Consider the following 13540-nt stretch of genomic DNA (forward strand, 5'->3'; position numbering starts at 1 on the left):
GGCGCGCCGCGTCGACGAGTGAATCGATGCGGCGGGATCAGGGGTGTTCAGCAGGGCACGGCAACGCGCCGCGCCATGAGATGCACCGCGTCAAGCGTTCAGGCTCACCGAGACTCGAACGCTCACGCGCGGTGATACGGATGGTTCTGCGTAATGGTCCACGCGCGATACAGCTGCTCGGCGAGCAGCACCCGCACCATCGCGTGCGGCAGCGTGAGACTGGAGACCCGCAGCAGCATATCGGCGCGCGACTTCAGCTCGGGGTCGAGCCCGTCCGCGCCGCCGATCAGAAAGGCCACGTCGCGGCCATCCTGCTGCCAGTTGGGCAGCGCGCCCGCGAGCTGCATCGTGGTCCAGTCCTTGCCGCGTTCGTCGAGCGCGACGATGCGCGCGTTCTTCGGCAACGCGGCTTCGATCCTCTGACGCTCGGCGGCCATCACGCTTTCGGCCGACCGCCCCGACGAACGTTGCTCGGGCTTGAGCTCGCGCAACTCGATGCGCAGCTCGGGCGGCATGCGCTTCGCGTACTCGTCGAAGCCGGTGGCGATCCAGTCGGGCATCTTGTGGCCGACTGCGAGGATATGCAGTTTCATCGCGAGAACGGTCGCGCGCTTACTTGCGACGCGCGGCGGTCTTGCGCGCGGGCTTGGCGGCCGGCGCTTCCTCTTCGTCGTCTTCCTCGTCGTCGCCTTCGCTTGCGCGCGCGCCGCCGAACGGGCTCGGCGTCGACAGCTTGACGCGCACCGGCTTGTCGCCCCAGATCTCTTCGAGGTTGTAGTACTGGCGCAGCGCCGGTTGCAGGATGTGGACGATCGCGTCGCCGCAATCGACCAGCACCCATTCGCCGATGTCTTCGCCCTCGGTGCTGACGATCTCGCCGCCGGCTTCCTTCACGCCTTCGCGCACGCTCGATGCGAGCGCTTTGGTTTGCCGGTTCGAGGTGCCGCTCGCGACGATCACGCGATCGAACAGCGAGGTCAGATGGGTGGTGTTGAACACCTTGATGTCTTGCGCCTTGACGTCTTCGAGAGCGTCGACGATCACGCGCTGCAGTTTGCGAATATCCATGGAGTTACCGGTGGTACAGATGATGTTGAAGAATATAGTCCCACACCGCGGCGGGGACGTGACTCGCGGCCTGATCCTGCTGCGCCCCGCCGCCCGCGTGGGCGAGGCGGCGTTCGACCTGCTCGCGCAGATGCGCGCGAATTTCGGTGGCCGACACGTTGAACGCGAGCGTCGTGTCGATCAGTAGATGGCCGCAGCGGCTTGCCTGCAGCACCTCGGCGCTCGCGCGCCGTGTGGCGATTTCTTCGGCGACCGCGGGAGGAATCGACCCAAGGTCGAAGCCGGGCCGCGTGGCCACGCCGATATGCGCGAGCTCGAACAGGCGCCGCCAGTCGCGCCATGTGTCGAGATGAACCAGTTGATCCGCGCCGATCAGCAGCGTGATCGACGCGTCGTCGCCTTCGCGCTCGCGCCAGCGCTGCAGCGTGTCGACCGTGTAAGTCGGGCCGGTGTGCTCGATTTCGTCGGTCGCGACCTGCACGCTCGTGCCCGGCAGCTTCAGCGACGCGGCTGCCGCGCGGGTCATCGCGAGCCGGTGTTCGGCCGGCGACACGCCCGCTTTCTGCCACGGCTGGCCGGCCGGCAGCAGCACCAGTTCGGTCAGCCGCAGCACCTGCGCGAAACGCCGCGCGAGCGCGAGGTGGCCGTCGTGGATCGGATCGAAGGTGCCGCCCAGCAGACCGATCCGGCGAGGCAGGGCGACAGGGTGAACGTTCGGCTTCAGATGCGGGTCCTTTGTCGTGACCGTTGGCGAGGCGTCAGGCAGGCCGGTAAAGCGCCGGTCCGTCACACCCACTCGCGCGGCACGAGAAAATCGCTATACAAACGCGCTTCCGGCGTACCCGGCTCGGGCTGCCAGTCGTAGCGCCAGTTCACCACGGGCGGCATCGACATCAGGATCGATTCGGTGCGTCCGCCGCTTTGCAGTCCAAACAGTGTGCCACGGTCGAAGACCAGATTGAACTCGACGTAGCGGCCGCGCCGGTAGCCCTGAAATGCGCGCTCGGGCTCACCGTACGGCGTGTCGCGGCGCCGTTCGATGATCGGCATATATGCCTTCAGGAAACCGTCGCCGACGCTCTTCAGCATAGCGAACGATTGCTCGAAGCCAAGCTCCGCGAAATCGTCGAAGAAAATCCCGCCGACGCCGCGCGGCTCGTTGCGGTGCTTCAGGAAGAAGTATTCGTCGCACCAGCGCTTGAAGCGCGGGTACAGGTCCGCGCCGTACGGCGCGAGCGAGTCGCGGCAAACCTCGTGGAAATGCCGCGCGTCTTCCTCGTAGCCGTAATACGGCGTCAGATCCATCCCGCCGCCGAACCAGAACACCGGCTCCTCGCCTTCCTTGGTCGCGATCAGCATCCGCACGTTCATATGCACGGTCGGGCAGTGCGGATTGCGCGGATGCAGCACCAGCGACACACCCATCGCCTCGAACCCGCGTCCGGCCAGTTGCGGGCGCGCGGCGCTCGCCGAGCCCGGCAGCGCGTCGCCGGCGACGTCCGAGAAACCGATGCCCGCGCGCTCGAAGAACTGGCCGCCTTCGAGAATCCGCGTGACGCCGCCGCCGCGCAGCTTCTCGCCCGGCGCGCGTTGCCACGCGTCGGTCGCGAACGGCGTGCCGTCGAACGCGCCGAGGGTGTCGGCGATTTGCGTTTGCAGGCCTTGCAGCCAACTGCGCACGATCTGTGCGTCGTAGCTCGAATTGCTCATGAATGCGGGTGCTGAGGCGGCACGCTCGTCGTGCCGCGGGTTCTTCGAATCAGGCGACGGCCGCGTGCGGGACTGCTAAAGCCCATACGGGCCGGCCGTTCTGGTGAAGCGGGCGGGGCGCCGGGCCGATGCGGGCGGCGCGTGGCCGTGCCTGCATGATCCGGGGCTGCCCGCCCGTCGCGACGAGCGCGCCAGACGCAGTGTAGCGCCGGCGCCGCCGCTATCGGCCGCCCCCGCGCGCGGGCGGGGACAACCAGCGCAGAGACAAACGCGCTTACTGCTTGTTGCGGTTCAGCGCGCGGAAGCCGATGTCGCGGCGGTACTGCATGCCGTCGAAGGCGATCTGGTTGATCGTCTCGTACGCGGCGGCCTGCGCGGTGCGCACCGAATCCGCCAGACCGACCACGCACAGCACGCGGCCGCCCGAGGTGGTCAGCTTGCCGTCGGCCAGCGTGGTGCCGGCGTGGAACGTGACCGAATCCGCGGTCTCGGCGGGGATGCCGTTGATGCGGTCGCCCTTACGCGGCGTGTCCGGATAGTTGTACGCGGCCAGCACGACGCCGAGCGCGGTACGGCGGTCCCATTCGAGTTCGACCGTATCCAGCGTGCCGGCGATCGCCTGTTCGACGACCTTCGAGAAGTCGCCCTTCAGACGCGCCATGATCGGCTGCGTTTCGGGGTCGCCCATCCGGCAGTTGAATTCGAGCGTCTTCGGGTTGCCTTGCGCGTCGATCATCAGACCGGCGTACAGGAAGCCGGTGTAGCGGATGCCTTCCTTTTCCATCCCGCGCACGGTCGGCAGGATGATTTCGCGCATCACGCGTGCGTGCAGCTGCGGCGTGACGATCGGCGCGGGCGAGTAGGCGCCCATGCCGCCGGTGTTCGGGCCCTGGTCGTCGTCGAGCAGACGCTTGTGGTCCTGGCTCGATGCGAGCGCGAGCACGTGCTTGCCGTCGACCATCACGATGAAGCTCGCTTCCTCGCCGGCGAGGAATTCCTCGATCACGACGCGCGCGCCGGCATCGCCGAGCTTGTTGTCCGACAGCATCATGTCGACCGCGGCGTGCGCTTCTTCCAGCGTTTGCGCGACCACCACGCCCTTGCCGGCGGCGAGGCCGTCGGCCTTGATCACGATCGGCGCGCCCTTGGCGTCCAGATACGCGTGCGCGGCGGCGACGTCGGCGAAGGTTTCGTATTCGGCGGTCGGAATGGCGTGGCGCTTCATGAACGCCTTCGCGAAGTCCTTCGAGCTTTCGAGCTGCGCGGCTTCCTTGCTCGGCCCGAAAATCTTCAGACCGCGCGCGCGGAACAGGTTGACGATGCCCGCGGCGAGCGGTGCTTCCGGCCCGACCAGCGTGAAGGCGATCTGCTCTTTCTCGACGAAATCGGCGAGCGCGGCCGGCTCGGTGATGTCGAGATTGCGCAGACGCTCATCCTGAGCGGTGCCGCCGTTGCCCGGCGCGACGTAGACGAGCTGGACCCGCGGCGATTGCGCGAGCTTCCATGCGAGCGCATGTTCGCGACCGCCGGAACCGACGACGAGTAACTTCATGTGAATCCCCGAGACTTGAAAACTATAAACGGCTGAGCGAGGCGCCCAGCCGTGCAATAAAACCTGCGTGGCGCGGGCCGGCGAGGCCCGCAGCCGGCGACGCGGCGCGCAATTGGCGTCGCGCGTGGCCGGCGCGCCGTCATGCGTCGGCGATCGACGCGTTCGTGTACACGTCCTGGACGTCGTCCAGGTTTTCCAGCGCGTCGAGCAGCTTCTGCATCTTGACCGCGTCGTCGCCGGTGAACTCGACTTCGTTCTGCGGCTTCATCGTGACTTCGGCCAGTTCGGCCTTGAAGCCCGCGGCTTCCAGCGCGGCTTTGACCTTCGAGAAATCGTTCGGCGGGCACAGCACTTCGATGCTGCCGTCCTCGTTCGTGACGACGTCGTCGGCGCCGGCTTCGAGCGCGGCTTCCATCAGCGTGTCTTCGGCGGTGCCGGGCGCGAACAGGAACTGGCCGACGTGATCGAACATGAACGACACCGAGCCGTCGGTGCCCATGTTGCCGCCGTTCTTCGAGAACGCGTGGCGCACTTCCGCGACCGTGCGGGTGCGGTTGTCGGTCATCGTGTCGACGATCACCGCCGCGCCGCCGATGCCGTAGCCTTCATAGCGGATTTCTTCGTAGTTCGCGCCGTCCGCGCCGCCGACGCCGCGCTGGATCGCGCGGTTGATGTTGTCCTTCGGCATGTTGGCGTCGTACGCCTTGTCGACCGCGAGCCGCAGACGCGGGTTCGAGTCGATTTCGCCGCCGCCCATCCGGGCCGCGACCTGGATTTCCTTGATGAGCCGCGTCCAGATCTTGCCGCGCTTGGCATCGGCCGCCGCTTTCTTATGCTTGATGTTGGCCCATTTCGAATGACCCGCCATACCTTTTCTCCGTCGCGCGCGCCAGCGGGGCGCACGCATAGTGCAATTGTCGTTGCGATGTCGGGCGCGACTCGCGCGCCTCGATGTGAAACCGTCTGCTGAAAGACCGCCGGCGGGGCATTGCCCCCAGCCCGTTGGCGCTCTGCCTACCTTGGCCGGCCTGCCCGGGCCTGGCCGCGATGCCGGCCGTTTCCGCGTCTTGCCGCTCGTTGCCGTCCGTTTGCGTTGGCGCCGCTTCAGGCCTTACCGCTGGTGAAGCGAAGCCGCCGATGGCGGCGGCGCGGTTGGGGCGGGGCGGCTTGCCGGCGGCAAACAGGGCGCCGGCCGGACAGGCACCGGGTTCGGGTGCCGGGGCGAGGCGCCGCATTAACGCACTTGACGCACATCAAGCCAGTCGAAATTGCCGGCGATGGTGCGCCGATGGTGCGCATGAGCGTGCGGGTCGGCTGGTCGAGCGGATTCGAATTTTATCACGCCGGGCCGGCGCGGCAGAGGGGATGTGGCGTGCGCGCGGCACGCCGGGGCCGGCGCCGCGCGTCCTCGCGACGGCCCTGGCGCCGGCCGCTCTCAGTTCTTGGTGCCGAACAGCCGGTCGCCCGCGTCGCCGAGGCCCGGCACGATATACGCATGCTCGTTCAGATGCGAGTCGAGCGACGCGACGAACAGCTTGACGTCCGGGTGCGCGTCCTGGAACACCTGCACGCCTTCGGGCGCGGCGACCAGCGCGAGGAACATGATGTTCTCGCCGGCGACGTTGCGGCGCTTCAGGACGTCGACCGCGTGCACCGCCGAGTAGCCGGTCGCGACCATCGGATCGCACAGGATGAACACGCGGTCTTCGAGGTCCGGCAGCCGCACCAGGTATTCGACCGGGCGGTGATCGTCCGCCCGGTACACGCCGATATGGCCGACCCGCGCCGACGGCACCAGTTCGAGCAGCCCGTCCGACATGCCGATGCCCGCGCGCAGCACCGGCACGATCGCGAGCTTCTTGCCGGCGATCACCGGCGCGTCGATATCGACGAGCGGGGTGGTGATCCGGCGGGTGGTCATCGGCAGGTTGCGGGTGATCTCGTAGCCCATCAGCAGCGTGATCTCGCGCAGCAGTTCGCGGAACGTGCGCGTCGAGGTGTCCCGGTCGCGCATATGCGACAGCTTGTGCTGGATCAGCGGGTGATCGAGGATGAAAAGATTGGGAAAACGGCTGTCCTGGGTGGTCATGGCGGGGCTCGCGCGCGGCGGCAAGGTGGATCGGTTCGGCGCGCGCGTGGGTGGTTCCGGTCCGTGCGTGGGCGGATAGACCGCCCACGTAACCCCGTGGCGCGCGCCACGCCGCAAGTTTACCGAAAGAGTGGCGCCGGGCGATACCGGAGATTGCAGTCGGGGACGGCGGGATAGCGTTTCGCGATTCAGATGCCCCGGCACAGTCCGGCACCGATTCTTCTAGAATCTGGGGAAACTTCGCCACGCCCGCGCCGCGCCCGCGCGTCGGCGCCAGCGCCGGCGCAGGGACCGAGACACTCCGACACGAAAACACAAGGACACGAGGACACACACGATGGACATGGGAATCGCAGGACGCACCGCGCTGGTCTGCGCGGCGAGCAAGGGTCTGGGGCGCGGCTGCGCGGAAGCGCTCGCCGCCGAGGGCGTCAATCTGACGATCGTCGCGCGCACCGCCGAGACGCTGGAAGCGACCGCCGCCGAGATCCGCAAGCAAAGCGGCGTCGAAGTAAAGACGGTCGCGTGCGACATCACCACGCCGGAAGGCCGCGCCGCGGCGCTCGCCGCCTGTCCGCAGCCGGACATCCTGGTCAACAACGCGGGCGGCCCGCCGCCGGGCGACTTCCGCAACTTCACGCACGACGACTGGATCCGCGCGCTCGAAGCGAACATGCTCACGCCGATCGAACTGATTCGTCAGACCATCGACTCGATGAGCGCGCGCGGCTTCGGCCGGATCGTCAACATCACGAGCTCGGCGGTGAAGGCGCCGATCGACGTGCTGGGTCTGTCGAACGGCGCGCGCTCGGGGCTGACCGGCTTCGTCGCGGGTCTCGCGCGCAAGGTCGCGCCGACCGGCGTGACGATCAACAACCTGCTGCCGGGCCTGTTCGACACCGACCGCATCGCGGTCACCTTCGAGGCGCAGGCGAAGACCTACAACATCTCCGTCGACGAAGCCCGCCAGCAGCGCATGAAAACGATTCCCGCCGGCCGCTTCGGCAATCGCGACGAATTCGGCCGCGCGTGCGCGTTCCTGTGCAGCGCGCATGCCGGTTACATCACCGGGCAGAACTGGCTGATCGACGGCGGCGCCTTCCCGGGCACGTTCTGAGCCGGCCGCACCGAATCATCACGACGCACCACAACAACGACAGTCACAACGGTTTGAGGAGTCTTACGTCATGACCACCCGCATTGCGCTGATCGCGCACGATCACAAGAAGGACGACATCGTCAAACTGGCCGGCGAGTACGTCGCGACGCTCAAGCGTTGCGACATCATCGCGACCGGCACCACCGGCGGGCGCATCAGCGACGCGCACGGGCTGAAGGTCGAGCGCATGCTGTCCGGCCCGCACGGCGGCGACCTGCAGATCGGCGCGCAACTCGCGGAAGGGCGGGTCGACATGGTGATCTTCCTGCGCGATCCGATGACGCCGCAGCCGCACGAGCCGGACATCAACGCGCTGGTGCGCGCGTGCGATGTGCACAACATCCCGTGCGCGACCAATATTTCGACCGCGCGCATGGTGCTCGACGTGCTGACGCTGCGCATGAGCGGCGAAGCCTGAACGTGCTTGCCCGGCCGCGCGGCGTCGCACGGCGCCGCGCCGGCAACCCGAATCCATCCCGGCATTTCACACCGACATTCCGACAGATCAAGGAGACATGATGGTCAAGGCAATCCGTTTCGATAAAACCGGCGGCCCCGAAGTGATGAAATGGGTCGACGTCGAAGTGGGCGAACCCGGCGCGGGCGAGATCCGCCTGCGCCAGACGGCGGTTGGCCTGAACTACATCGACGTGTATTTCCGCACCGGCCTGTATCCGTTGCCGCTGCCCGGCGGGCTCGGCATGGAAGCGGCCGGCGAGGTCAGCGCGCTCGGCGCGGGCGTCGAAGGTCTGAAAGTCGGCGACCGGGTCGCCTATGTCGGCCGGCCGCCCGGCGCGTATGCGCAGGAGCGTGTGCTGCCGGCCGCGCAGGTCGTCAAGCTGCCGGATGCGGTCAGCGACGAGCAGGCCGCGTCGGTGATGCTGCAGGGTTTGACCGCGCAGTATCTGCTGCGCCGCACGTATCGGGTGCAACCGGGCGACACGATCCTGATCCAGGCCGCGGCGGGCGGCGTCGGTCTGCTGGTGTGCCAGTGGGCGAAGGCGCTCGGCGCGACCGTGATCGGTACCGTCAGCTCCGACGAAAAAGCCGAGGTCGCGAAAGCGCACGGCTGCGATCACGCGATCGTCTACACGCGCGAGAACTTCACCAGGCGCGTGCGCGAGATTACCAACGGCGCGGGCGTGCCGGTCGTCTACGATTCGATCGGTAAGGACACCTTCGAGAAGTCGCTCGACTGTCTGGCGCCGCTGGGGCTCTTCGTCAGCTTCGGCAATGCGTCGGGTCCGCTGCCGCCGATCGACTCGTCGGAATTCGCCGGCCGCGGTTCGCTGTTCTTCACGCGCCCGACGCTGTTTACGTATATGGCCAGGCGCCCCGACTACGAGGCGATGTCGGCCGAGCTGTTCGACGTGCTCGCGTCGGGCAAGGTGAAGACCAGCATCAATCAGCGTTATGCGCTGGCCGATGTCGGTCAGGCGCATGCGGATCTCGAAGGGCGTCGCACGACGGGTTCGACGATTCTGTTGCCGTAAAACTATCCACGAACACGGGCCGGCCGACCGGCCGGTTGCCGACCCGGAGCACTCGAGGGCCGCGCCCATCGCAAGATGGCGCGGCCCTTTCTTTTTAGCGTCCCCGTCCGCTCCATTTACGCGATTTTTACGTACGTCCTAGCATCTTTGACCAGCCCTTTACGCCGATCGGCATACCGTTCTACCCATCCAGAATCCGTGAATGGAGAACAAGAATGGATGTGCTGTATGTCGGGGGGCTCGTGCTATTTGCCGTGCTGACCATTGGACTGATTGGCGGCTGCGAGAAGCTGATGCAGTTCCGCCGTGGGCAAGGAGCGCGTTGATGAACTGGATGCTGTGGCTGGCCGGTGCGTGCACCGCGCTGCTGTTTATTTATCTCGTGTATGCGCTGCTGCGCGCGGAGGACATTGAATGAACGCGAACAATGTCCTGCAGGCAGGGCTTTTTATCGTCGTGCTGCTGGCCGCCGCGGTGCCGGTCGCGCGCTATCTGGGCGCGGTGATCGACGGCAGTTCGCGGGTGCTGCGCATCGGCGCGCCGTTCGAGCGGCTGCTGTACCGCATCGCCGGCGTCGATCCGGCCGAGGAGATGAGCTGGAAGCACTATGCGATTGCAACCGTCGCGTTCAACGTGCTCGGCGTGCTGTTCCTCTACGCACTGCTGCGTGTGCAGGGCTGGTTGCCTGGCAATCCGCAGCAATTCGGCGCGATGTCGGTCGACAGCGCGTTCAACACCGCGGTCAGCTTCGTCGCCAACACCAACTGGCAGGACTACACGCCCGAGCAAACGGTCAGCTATCTGACGCAGATGCTCGGGCTGACCGTGCAGAACTTTTTGTCGGCGGCGACCGGCATCGTCGTCGTGATCGCGCTGATGCGCGGCTTCGCGCGGCATAGCGCGCAGACCATCGGCAACTTCTGGGTCGACCTCACGCGCGTCACGCTGTACGTGCTGATCCCGATGGCGGCGATCGTCGCGGCGCTGCTGATGAGCCAGGGCGTGATCCAGAACTTCAAGGCCTATCAGGAAGTGCCGACGCTGCAGACCACGACCTACGCGGCGCCGAAGCTCGACGCGCAAGGCAATCCGCTGAAGGACGCGAACGGCAATCCGGTCACGGTCGATACCCCGGTGAAGACGCAGACCATCGCGATGGGCCCGGTCGCGTCGCAGGAAGCGATCAAGATGCTCGGGACCAACGGCGGCGGCTTCTTCAACGGCAACTCCGCGCATCCGTTCGAGAACCCGACGCCGTTCTCGAACATGCTGGAAATGTTCTCGATCCTGATCATCCCGGCGGCGCTCGCGCTGGTGTTCGGCCGCATGATCGGCGACCGCCGCCAGGGCGTCGCGGTGCTCGCGGCAATGGCGATCGCGTTCGGCGTCTGCGTGTTCGGCGAGATCGCCGCGGAGCAGGGCGGCAATCCGGCCTTCACCGCGCTCAACGTCGACCAGTCGGCCGGCGCGTTGCAATCCGGCGGCAATGCGGAAGGCAAGGAAACCCGCTTCGGCATCGCGCAGTCGGGCATCTTCACGGTGACGACCACCGCGGCTTCGTGCGGCGCGGTCGCCAATACGCACGACTCGCTGACGCCGCTCGGCGGCCTTGTCCCGATGCTGCTGATGCAGCTCGGCGAAGTGATCTTCGGCGGCGTGGGTTCGGGTCTGTACGGGATGCTGGTGTTCGCGCTGCTGGCGGTGTTCGTGGCCGGGCTGATGATCGGCCGCACTCCTGAGTATGTCGGCAAGAAGATCGAAGCGTACGAGATGAAGATGGTGTCGATCGTCGTGCTGCTGACGCCGTTGCTGGTGCTGGTCGGCACGTCGATCGCGGTGCTCACCGACGCGGGCCGCGCGGGCATCTCGAACCCCGGCGCGCACGGCTTCTCCGAAATCCTCTACGCGTTCAGCTCGGCCGCCAACAACAACGGCAGCGCGTTCGCGGGGCTGTCGGTGAATACGCCGTTCTACAACTGGCTGACCGGTATCGCGATGTGGTTCGGCCGCTTCGGCACGATCGTGCCGGTGCTGGCGATCGCCGGCTCGCTGGCCGCGAAGAAGCGCATCGGCGTCACCGGCGGCACGCTGCCCACGCATGGACCGCTGTTCGTCGTGCTGCTGCTCGGCACGGTGCTGCTGGTCGGCGCGCTCACTTATGTGCCGGCGCTCGCGCTCGGTCCCGGCGTCGAGCATCTGATGATGATGGGCGCGCACTGACGCCGCCGTTTCGACCCAGCGACTGAAGACCAGCTCATACAGCGCGCGCCTGCAAGCAGCCGGCACCGGGCGGGGACCCCGCCGGTATCCGCGCGGCGCGCGCCCAGCGATATTCGAGGATTCAATGACTGAACATAACGCTACACGGTCCATGTTCGACCCGGCGCTCGTGCGCCCGGCGATCGTGGACTCTTTCAGGAAGCTCACGCCGCGCACCCAGTTCCGCAACCCGGTGATGTTCTGCGTGTATGTGGGCAGCATTCTGACCACCATCTTGTGGATCGCCGCGCTCGGCGGCCAGGCCGAGGCGCCCGCCGGGTTCATTCTCGCGGTCACGCTGTGGCTGTGGTTCACGGTGCTGTTCGCGAACTTCGCCGAGGCGCTCGCCGAGGGCCGCTCGAAGGCCCAGGCCGCGTCGCTGCGCAGTGCGAAGAAAGACGTGCTGGCCAAGAAGCTCAACGAGCCGCATCCGAAATCGCCGATCCGCATCATGACCGCGTCCGATCTGCGCCGCGACGACGTCGTGCTGGTCGAAACCGGCGACGTGATTCCGGCCGACGGCGAAGTGATCGACGGCGTCGCGTCGGTCGACGAATCGGCGATCACCGGCGAATCGGCGCCGGTGATCCGCGAGTCGGGCGGCGATTTTTCGTCGGTGACGGGCGGCACGCGGGTGCTGTCGGACTGGATCGTCGTGCGGGTGACCGCCAATCCGGGCGAGGCGTTCCTCGACCGGATGATCGCGATGGTCGAAGGCGCGAAGCGCGCGAAGACGCCGAACGAAATCGCGCTGACCATCCTGCTGGTCGCGCTGACGATCGTGATGCTGCTCGCGACCGCGACGCTGCTGCCGTTCTCGATGTTCTCCGTTGAGGCCGCGAAGTCCGGCCACGTGGTGACGATCACCGCGCTGGCCGCGCTGCTGGTGTGCCTGATTCCGACCACGATCGGCGGGCTGCTGTCGGCGATCGGCGTGGCCGGCATGAGCCGCATGATGCAGGCCAATGTGATCGCGACCTCGGGCCGGGCGGTCGAGGCGGCCGGCGACGTCGACGTGCTGCTGCTCGACAAGACCGGCACGATCACGCTCGGCAACCGTCAGGCGTCGCAGTTCCTGCCGGCGCCGGGCGTCAGTGAAGAGGCGCTGGCCGATGCCGCGCAACTGTCGTCGCTGGCCGATGAAACGCCGGAAGGCCGCAGCATCGTCGTGCTCGCCAAGCAGCGCTTCAATATCCGTCAGCGCGATATGGCGTCGCTGCACGCGGTGTTCCTCGCGTTCACCGCGCAGACGCGGATGAGCGGCGTCGACCTCGCGCCGGCGGGCACTCCGGCCGGCACGCACGGCCGCGAAATCCGCAAGGGCGCGGCCGATGCGGTCAAGCACTACGTCGAAGCGAACGGCGGGCGTTTCCCGACCGAAGTCAGCAACGCGGTCGCCGATGTCGCGCGGCGCGGCAGCACCCCGCTGGTGGTCGCCGAGAAGGGCGAGCAGGGCGCACGCGTGCTCGGCGTGATCGAGTTGAAGGACGTCGTGAAGGGCGGCATCAAGGAACGCTTCGCGGAACTGCGCAAGATGGGCATCAAGACCGTGATGGTGACCGGCGACAATCGCCTGACCGCCGCCGCGATCGCCGCCGAAGCGGGCGTCGACGACTTCCTCGCCGAAGCGACGCCGGAAACCAAGCTCGCGACGATCCGCGCGCACCAGGCCGAAGGGCGCCTCGTCGCGATGACCGGCGACGGCACCAACGACGCGCCCGCGCTCGCGCAGGCCGACGTCGCGGTCGCGATGAACACCGGCACCCAGGCCGCGAAGGAAGCCGGCAACATGGTCGACCTCGATTCGAATCCGACCAAGCTGATCGAGATCGTCGAGATCGGCAAGCAGATGCTGATGACGCGCGGCTCGCTGACCACCTTCTCGATCGCCAACGACATCGCCAAGTACTTCGCGATCATTCCGGCCGCGTTCGCGTCGACCTATCCGGCGTTGAACGCGCTGAACGTGATGCATCTGGCGACGCCGACCTCCGCGATCATGTCGGCGGTGATTTTCAACGCGCTGATCATCGTGCTGCTGATTCCGCTCGCGCTGAAGGGCGTGCGTTATCGCGCGCTCGGCGCGGCGATCCTGCTGCGCCGCAATCTGCTGGTGTATGGGCTCGGCGGGATCATCGTGCCGTTCATCGGCATCAAGCTGATCGATATGGTGCTGGCCGCGTTCGGCTGGGTGTGAGCGTGAACGTGAG

The 13540-nt window shown here is 67.0% G+C and carries 14 protein-coding genes; 7 read left to right on the plus strand and 7 right to left on the minus strand.

Features of this window, described 5'->3' with window-relative positions; genetic code table 11:
* Positions 1-122 precede the first annotated feature (122 nt).
* The 7 genes from rlmH to upp all read right to left on the minus strand — a co-directional run bounded on the left by rlmH (position 123) and on the right by upp (position 6419).
* Positions 123-593, minus strand: coding sequence for a 23S rRNA (pseudouridine(1915)-N(3))-methyltransferase RlmH (gene rlmH, locus BTH42_RS04925; protein WP_075296376.1), 471 nt, complete (start codon positions 591-593; stop codon positions 123-125).
* A gap of 19 nt (positions 594-612) precedes the next feature.
* Positions 613-1068, minus strand: coding sequence for a ribosome silencing factor (rsfS, locus tag BTH42_RS04930; protein WP_075296378.1), 456 nt, complete (start codon positions 1066-1068; stop codon positions 613-615).
* Positions 1069-1072: 4 nt separating this feature from the next.
* Positions 1073-1792 carry a nicotinate-nucleotide adenylyltransferase gene (locus BTH42_RS04935; protein WP_256701798.1) on the minus strand — a complete coding sequence of 240 codons (720 nt, stop codon included), beginning with the start codon at positions 1790-1792 and terminating at the stop codon, positions 1073-1075.
* A 62-nt stretch (positions 1793-1854) separates the two neighbouring features.
* Positions 1855-2778, minus strand: coding sequence for an oxygen-dependent coproporphyrinogen oxidase (hemF, locus tag BTH42_RS04940; RefSeq protein WP_075296380.1), 924 nt, complete (start codon positions 2776-2778; stop codon positions 1855-1857).
* A 274-nt stretch (positions 2779-3052) separates the two neighbouring features.
* On the minus strand, positions 3053-4330 hold the full coding sequence (gene purD, locus BTH42_RS04945; RefSeq protein WP_075296382.1) for a phosphoribosylamine--glycine ligase: 1278 nt from the start codon (positions 4328-4330) through the stop codon (positions 3053-3055).
* A gap of 139 nt (positions 4331-4469) precedes the next feature.
* Positions 4470-5198 carry a YebC/PmpR family DNA-binding transcriptional regulator gene (locus tag BTH42_RS04950; protein WP_075296384.1) on the minus strand — a complete coding sequence of 243 codons (729 nt, stop codon included), beginning with the start codon at positions 5196-5198 and terminating at the stop codon, positions 4470-4472.
* Between the two features lie 567 nt (positions 5199-5765).
* A complete protein-coding gene (gene upp, locus BTH42_RS04955; protein ID WP_075296386.1) occupies positions 5766-6419 on the minus strand; it encodes a uracil phosphoribosyltransferase in 654 nt (217 codons plus the stop codon).
* Between the two features lie 337 nt (positions 6420-6756).
* On the opposite strand from upp, the gene BTH42_RS04960 reads away from it, so the two are divergent.
* The 7 genes from BTH42_RS04960 to kdpB all read left to right on the plus strand — a co-directional run bounded on the left by BTH42_RS04960 (position 6757) and on the right by kdpB (position 13527).
* Positions 6757-7536: an SDR family oxidoreductase gene (locus BTH42_RS04960; RefSeq protein ID WP_075296388.1), complete on the plus strand. Its 780-nt coding sequence runs from the start codon at positions 6757-6759 to the stop codon at positions 7534-7536.
* Between the two features lie 70 nt (positions 7537-7606).
* Positions 7607-7996, plus strand: coding sequence for a methylglyoxal synthase (locus BTH42_RS04965; protein WP_075296390.1), 390 nt, complete (start codon positions 7607-7609; stop codon positions 7994-7996).
* Between the two features lie 100 nt (positions 7997-8096).
* Positions 8097-9071, plus strand: coding sequence for a quinone oxidoreductase (locus BTH42_RS04970; RefSeq protein ID WP_075296392.1), 975 nt, complete (start codon positions 8097-8099; stop codon positions 9069-9071).
* A 215-nt stretch (positions 9072-9286) separates the two neighbouring features.
* The gene (locus tag BTH42_RS04975) at positions 9287-9397 is read left to right on the plus strand and encodes a potassium ABC transporter ATPase (RefSeq protein ID WP_075296394.1); all 111 of its coding nucleotides are present in this window, start codon (positions 9287-9289) and stop codon (positions 9395-9397) included.
* Positions 9397-9489, plus strand: a complete 93-nt coding sequence (gene kdpF, locus BTH42_RS04980) for a K(+)-transporting ATPase subunit F (protein WP_075296396.1) — start codon at positions 9397-9399, stop codon at positions 9487-9489. The genes BTH42_RS04975 and kdpF overlap by 1 nt, the downstream gene beginning before the upstream one ends.
* Entirely contained in the window at positions 9486-11291 is a 1806-nt protein-coding gene (gene kdpA / locus BTH42_RS04985; RefSeq protein ID WP_075296398.1) for a potassium-transporting ATPase subunit KdpA, read from the plus strand. Before kdpF ends, kdpA begins: the two co-directional genes overlap by 4 nt.
* Before the next feature lie 124 nt (positions 11292-11415).
* On the plus strand, positions 11416-13527 hold the full coding sequence (gene kdpB, locus BTH42_RS04990; protein WP_075296400.1) for a potassium-transporting ATPase subunit KdpB: 2112 nt from the start codon (positions 11416-11418) through the stop codon (positions 13525-13527).
* The last annotated feature ends 13 nt before the right edge of the window (positions 13528-13540 follow it).

The organism is Burkholderia sp. SRS-W-2-2016, from assembly GCF_001931485.1.
Classification (GTDB): Bacteria; Pseudomonadota; Gammaproteobacteria; order Burkholderiales; family Burkholderiaceae; genus Paraburkholderia.

Bases quoted from the DNA above. Each gene is read 5' to 3' on its own strand.
- BTH42_RS04970 (WP_075296392.1), top strand. From the start codon at position 8,097: ATGGTCAAGGCAATCCGTTTCGATAAAACCGGCGGCCCCGAAGTGATG.
- kdpB (WP_075296400.1), top strand. From the start codon at position 11,416: ATGACTGAACATAACGCTACACGGTCCATGTTCGACCCGGCGCTCGTG.
- kdpF (WP_075296396.1), top strand. From the start codon at position 9,397: ATGAACTGGATGCTGTGGCTGGCCGGTGCGTGCACCGCGCTGCTGTTT.
- BTH42_RS04975 (WP_075296394.1), top strand. From the start codon at position 9,287: ATGGATGTGCTGTATGTCGGGGGGCTCGTGCTATTTGCCGTGCTGACC.
- hemF (WP_075296380.1), bottom strand. From the start codon at position 2,778: ATGAGCAATTCGAGCTACGACGCACAGATCGTGCGCAGTTGGCTGCAA.
- rsfS (WP_075296378.1), bottom strand. From the start codon at position 1,068: ATGGATATTCGCAAACTGCAGCGCGTGATCGTCGACGCTCTCGAAGAC.
- BTH42_RS04960 (WP_075296388.1), top strand. From the start codon at position 6,757: ATGGACATGGGAATCGCAGGACGCACCGCGCTGGTCTGCGCGGCGAGC.
- kdpA (WP_075296398.1), top strand. From the start codon at position 9,486: ATGAACGCGAACAATGTCCTGCAGGCAGGGCTTTTTATCGTCGTGCTG.
- upp (WP_075296386.1), bottom strand. From the start codon at position 6,419: ATGACCACCCAGGACAGCCGTTTTCCCAATCTTTTCATCCTCGATCAC.
- rlmH (WP_075296376.1), bottom strand. From the start codon at position 593: ATGAAACTGCATATCCTCGCAGTCGGCCACAAGATGCCCGACTGGATC.
- purD (WP_075296382.1), bottom strand. From the start codon at position 4,330: ATGAAGTTACTCGTCGTCGGTTCCGGCGGTCGCGAACATGCGCTCGCA.
- BTH42_RS04950 (WP_075296384.1), bottom strand. From the start codon at position 5,198: ATGGCGGGTCATTCGAAATGGGCCAACATCAAGCATAAGAAAGCGGCG.
- BTH42_RS04965 (WP_075296390.1), top strand. From the start codon at position 7,607: ATGACCACCCGCATTGCGCTGATCGCGCACGATCACAAGAAGGACGAC.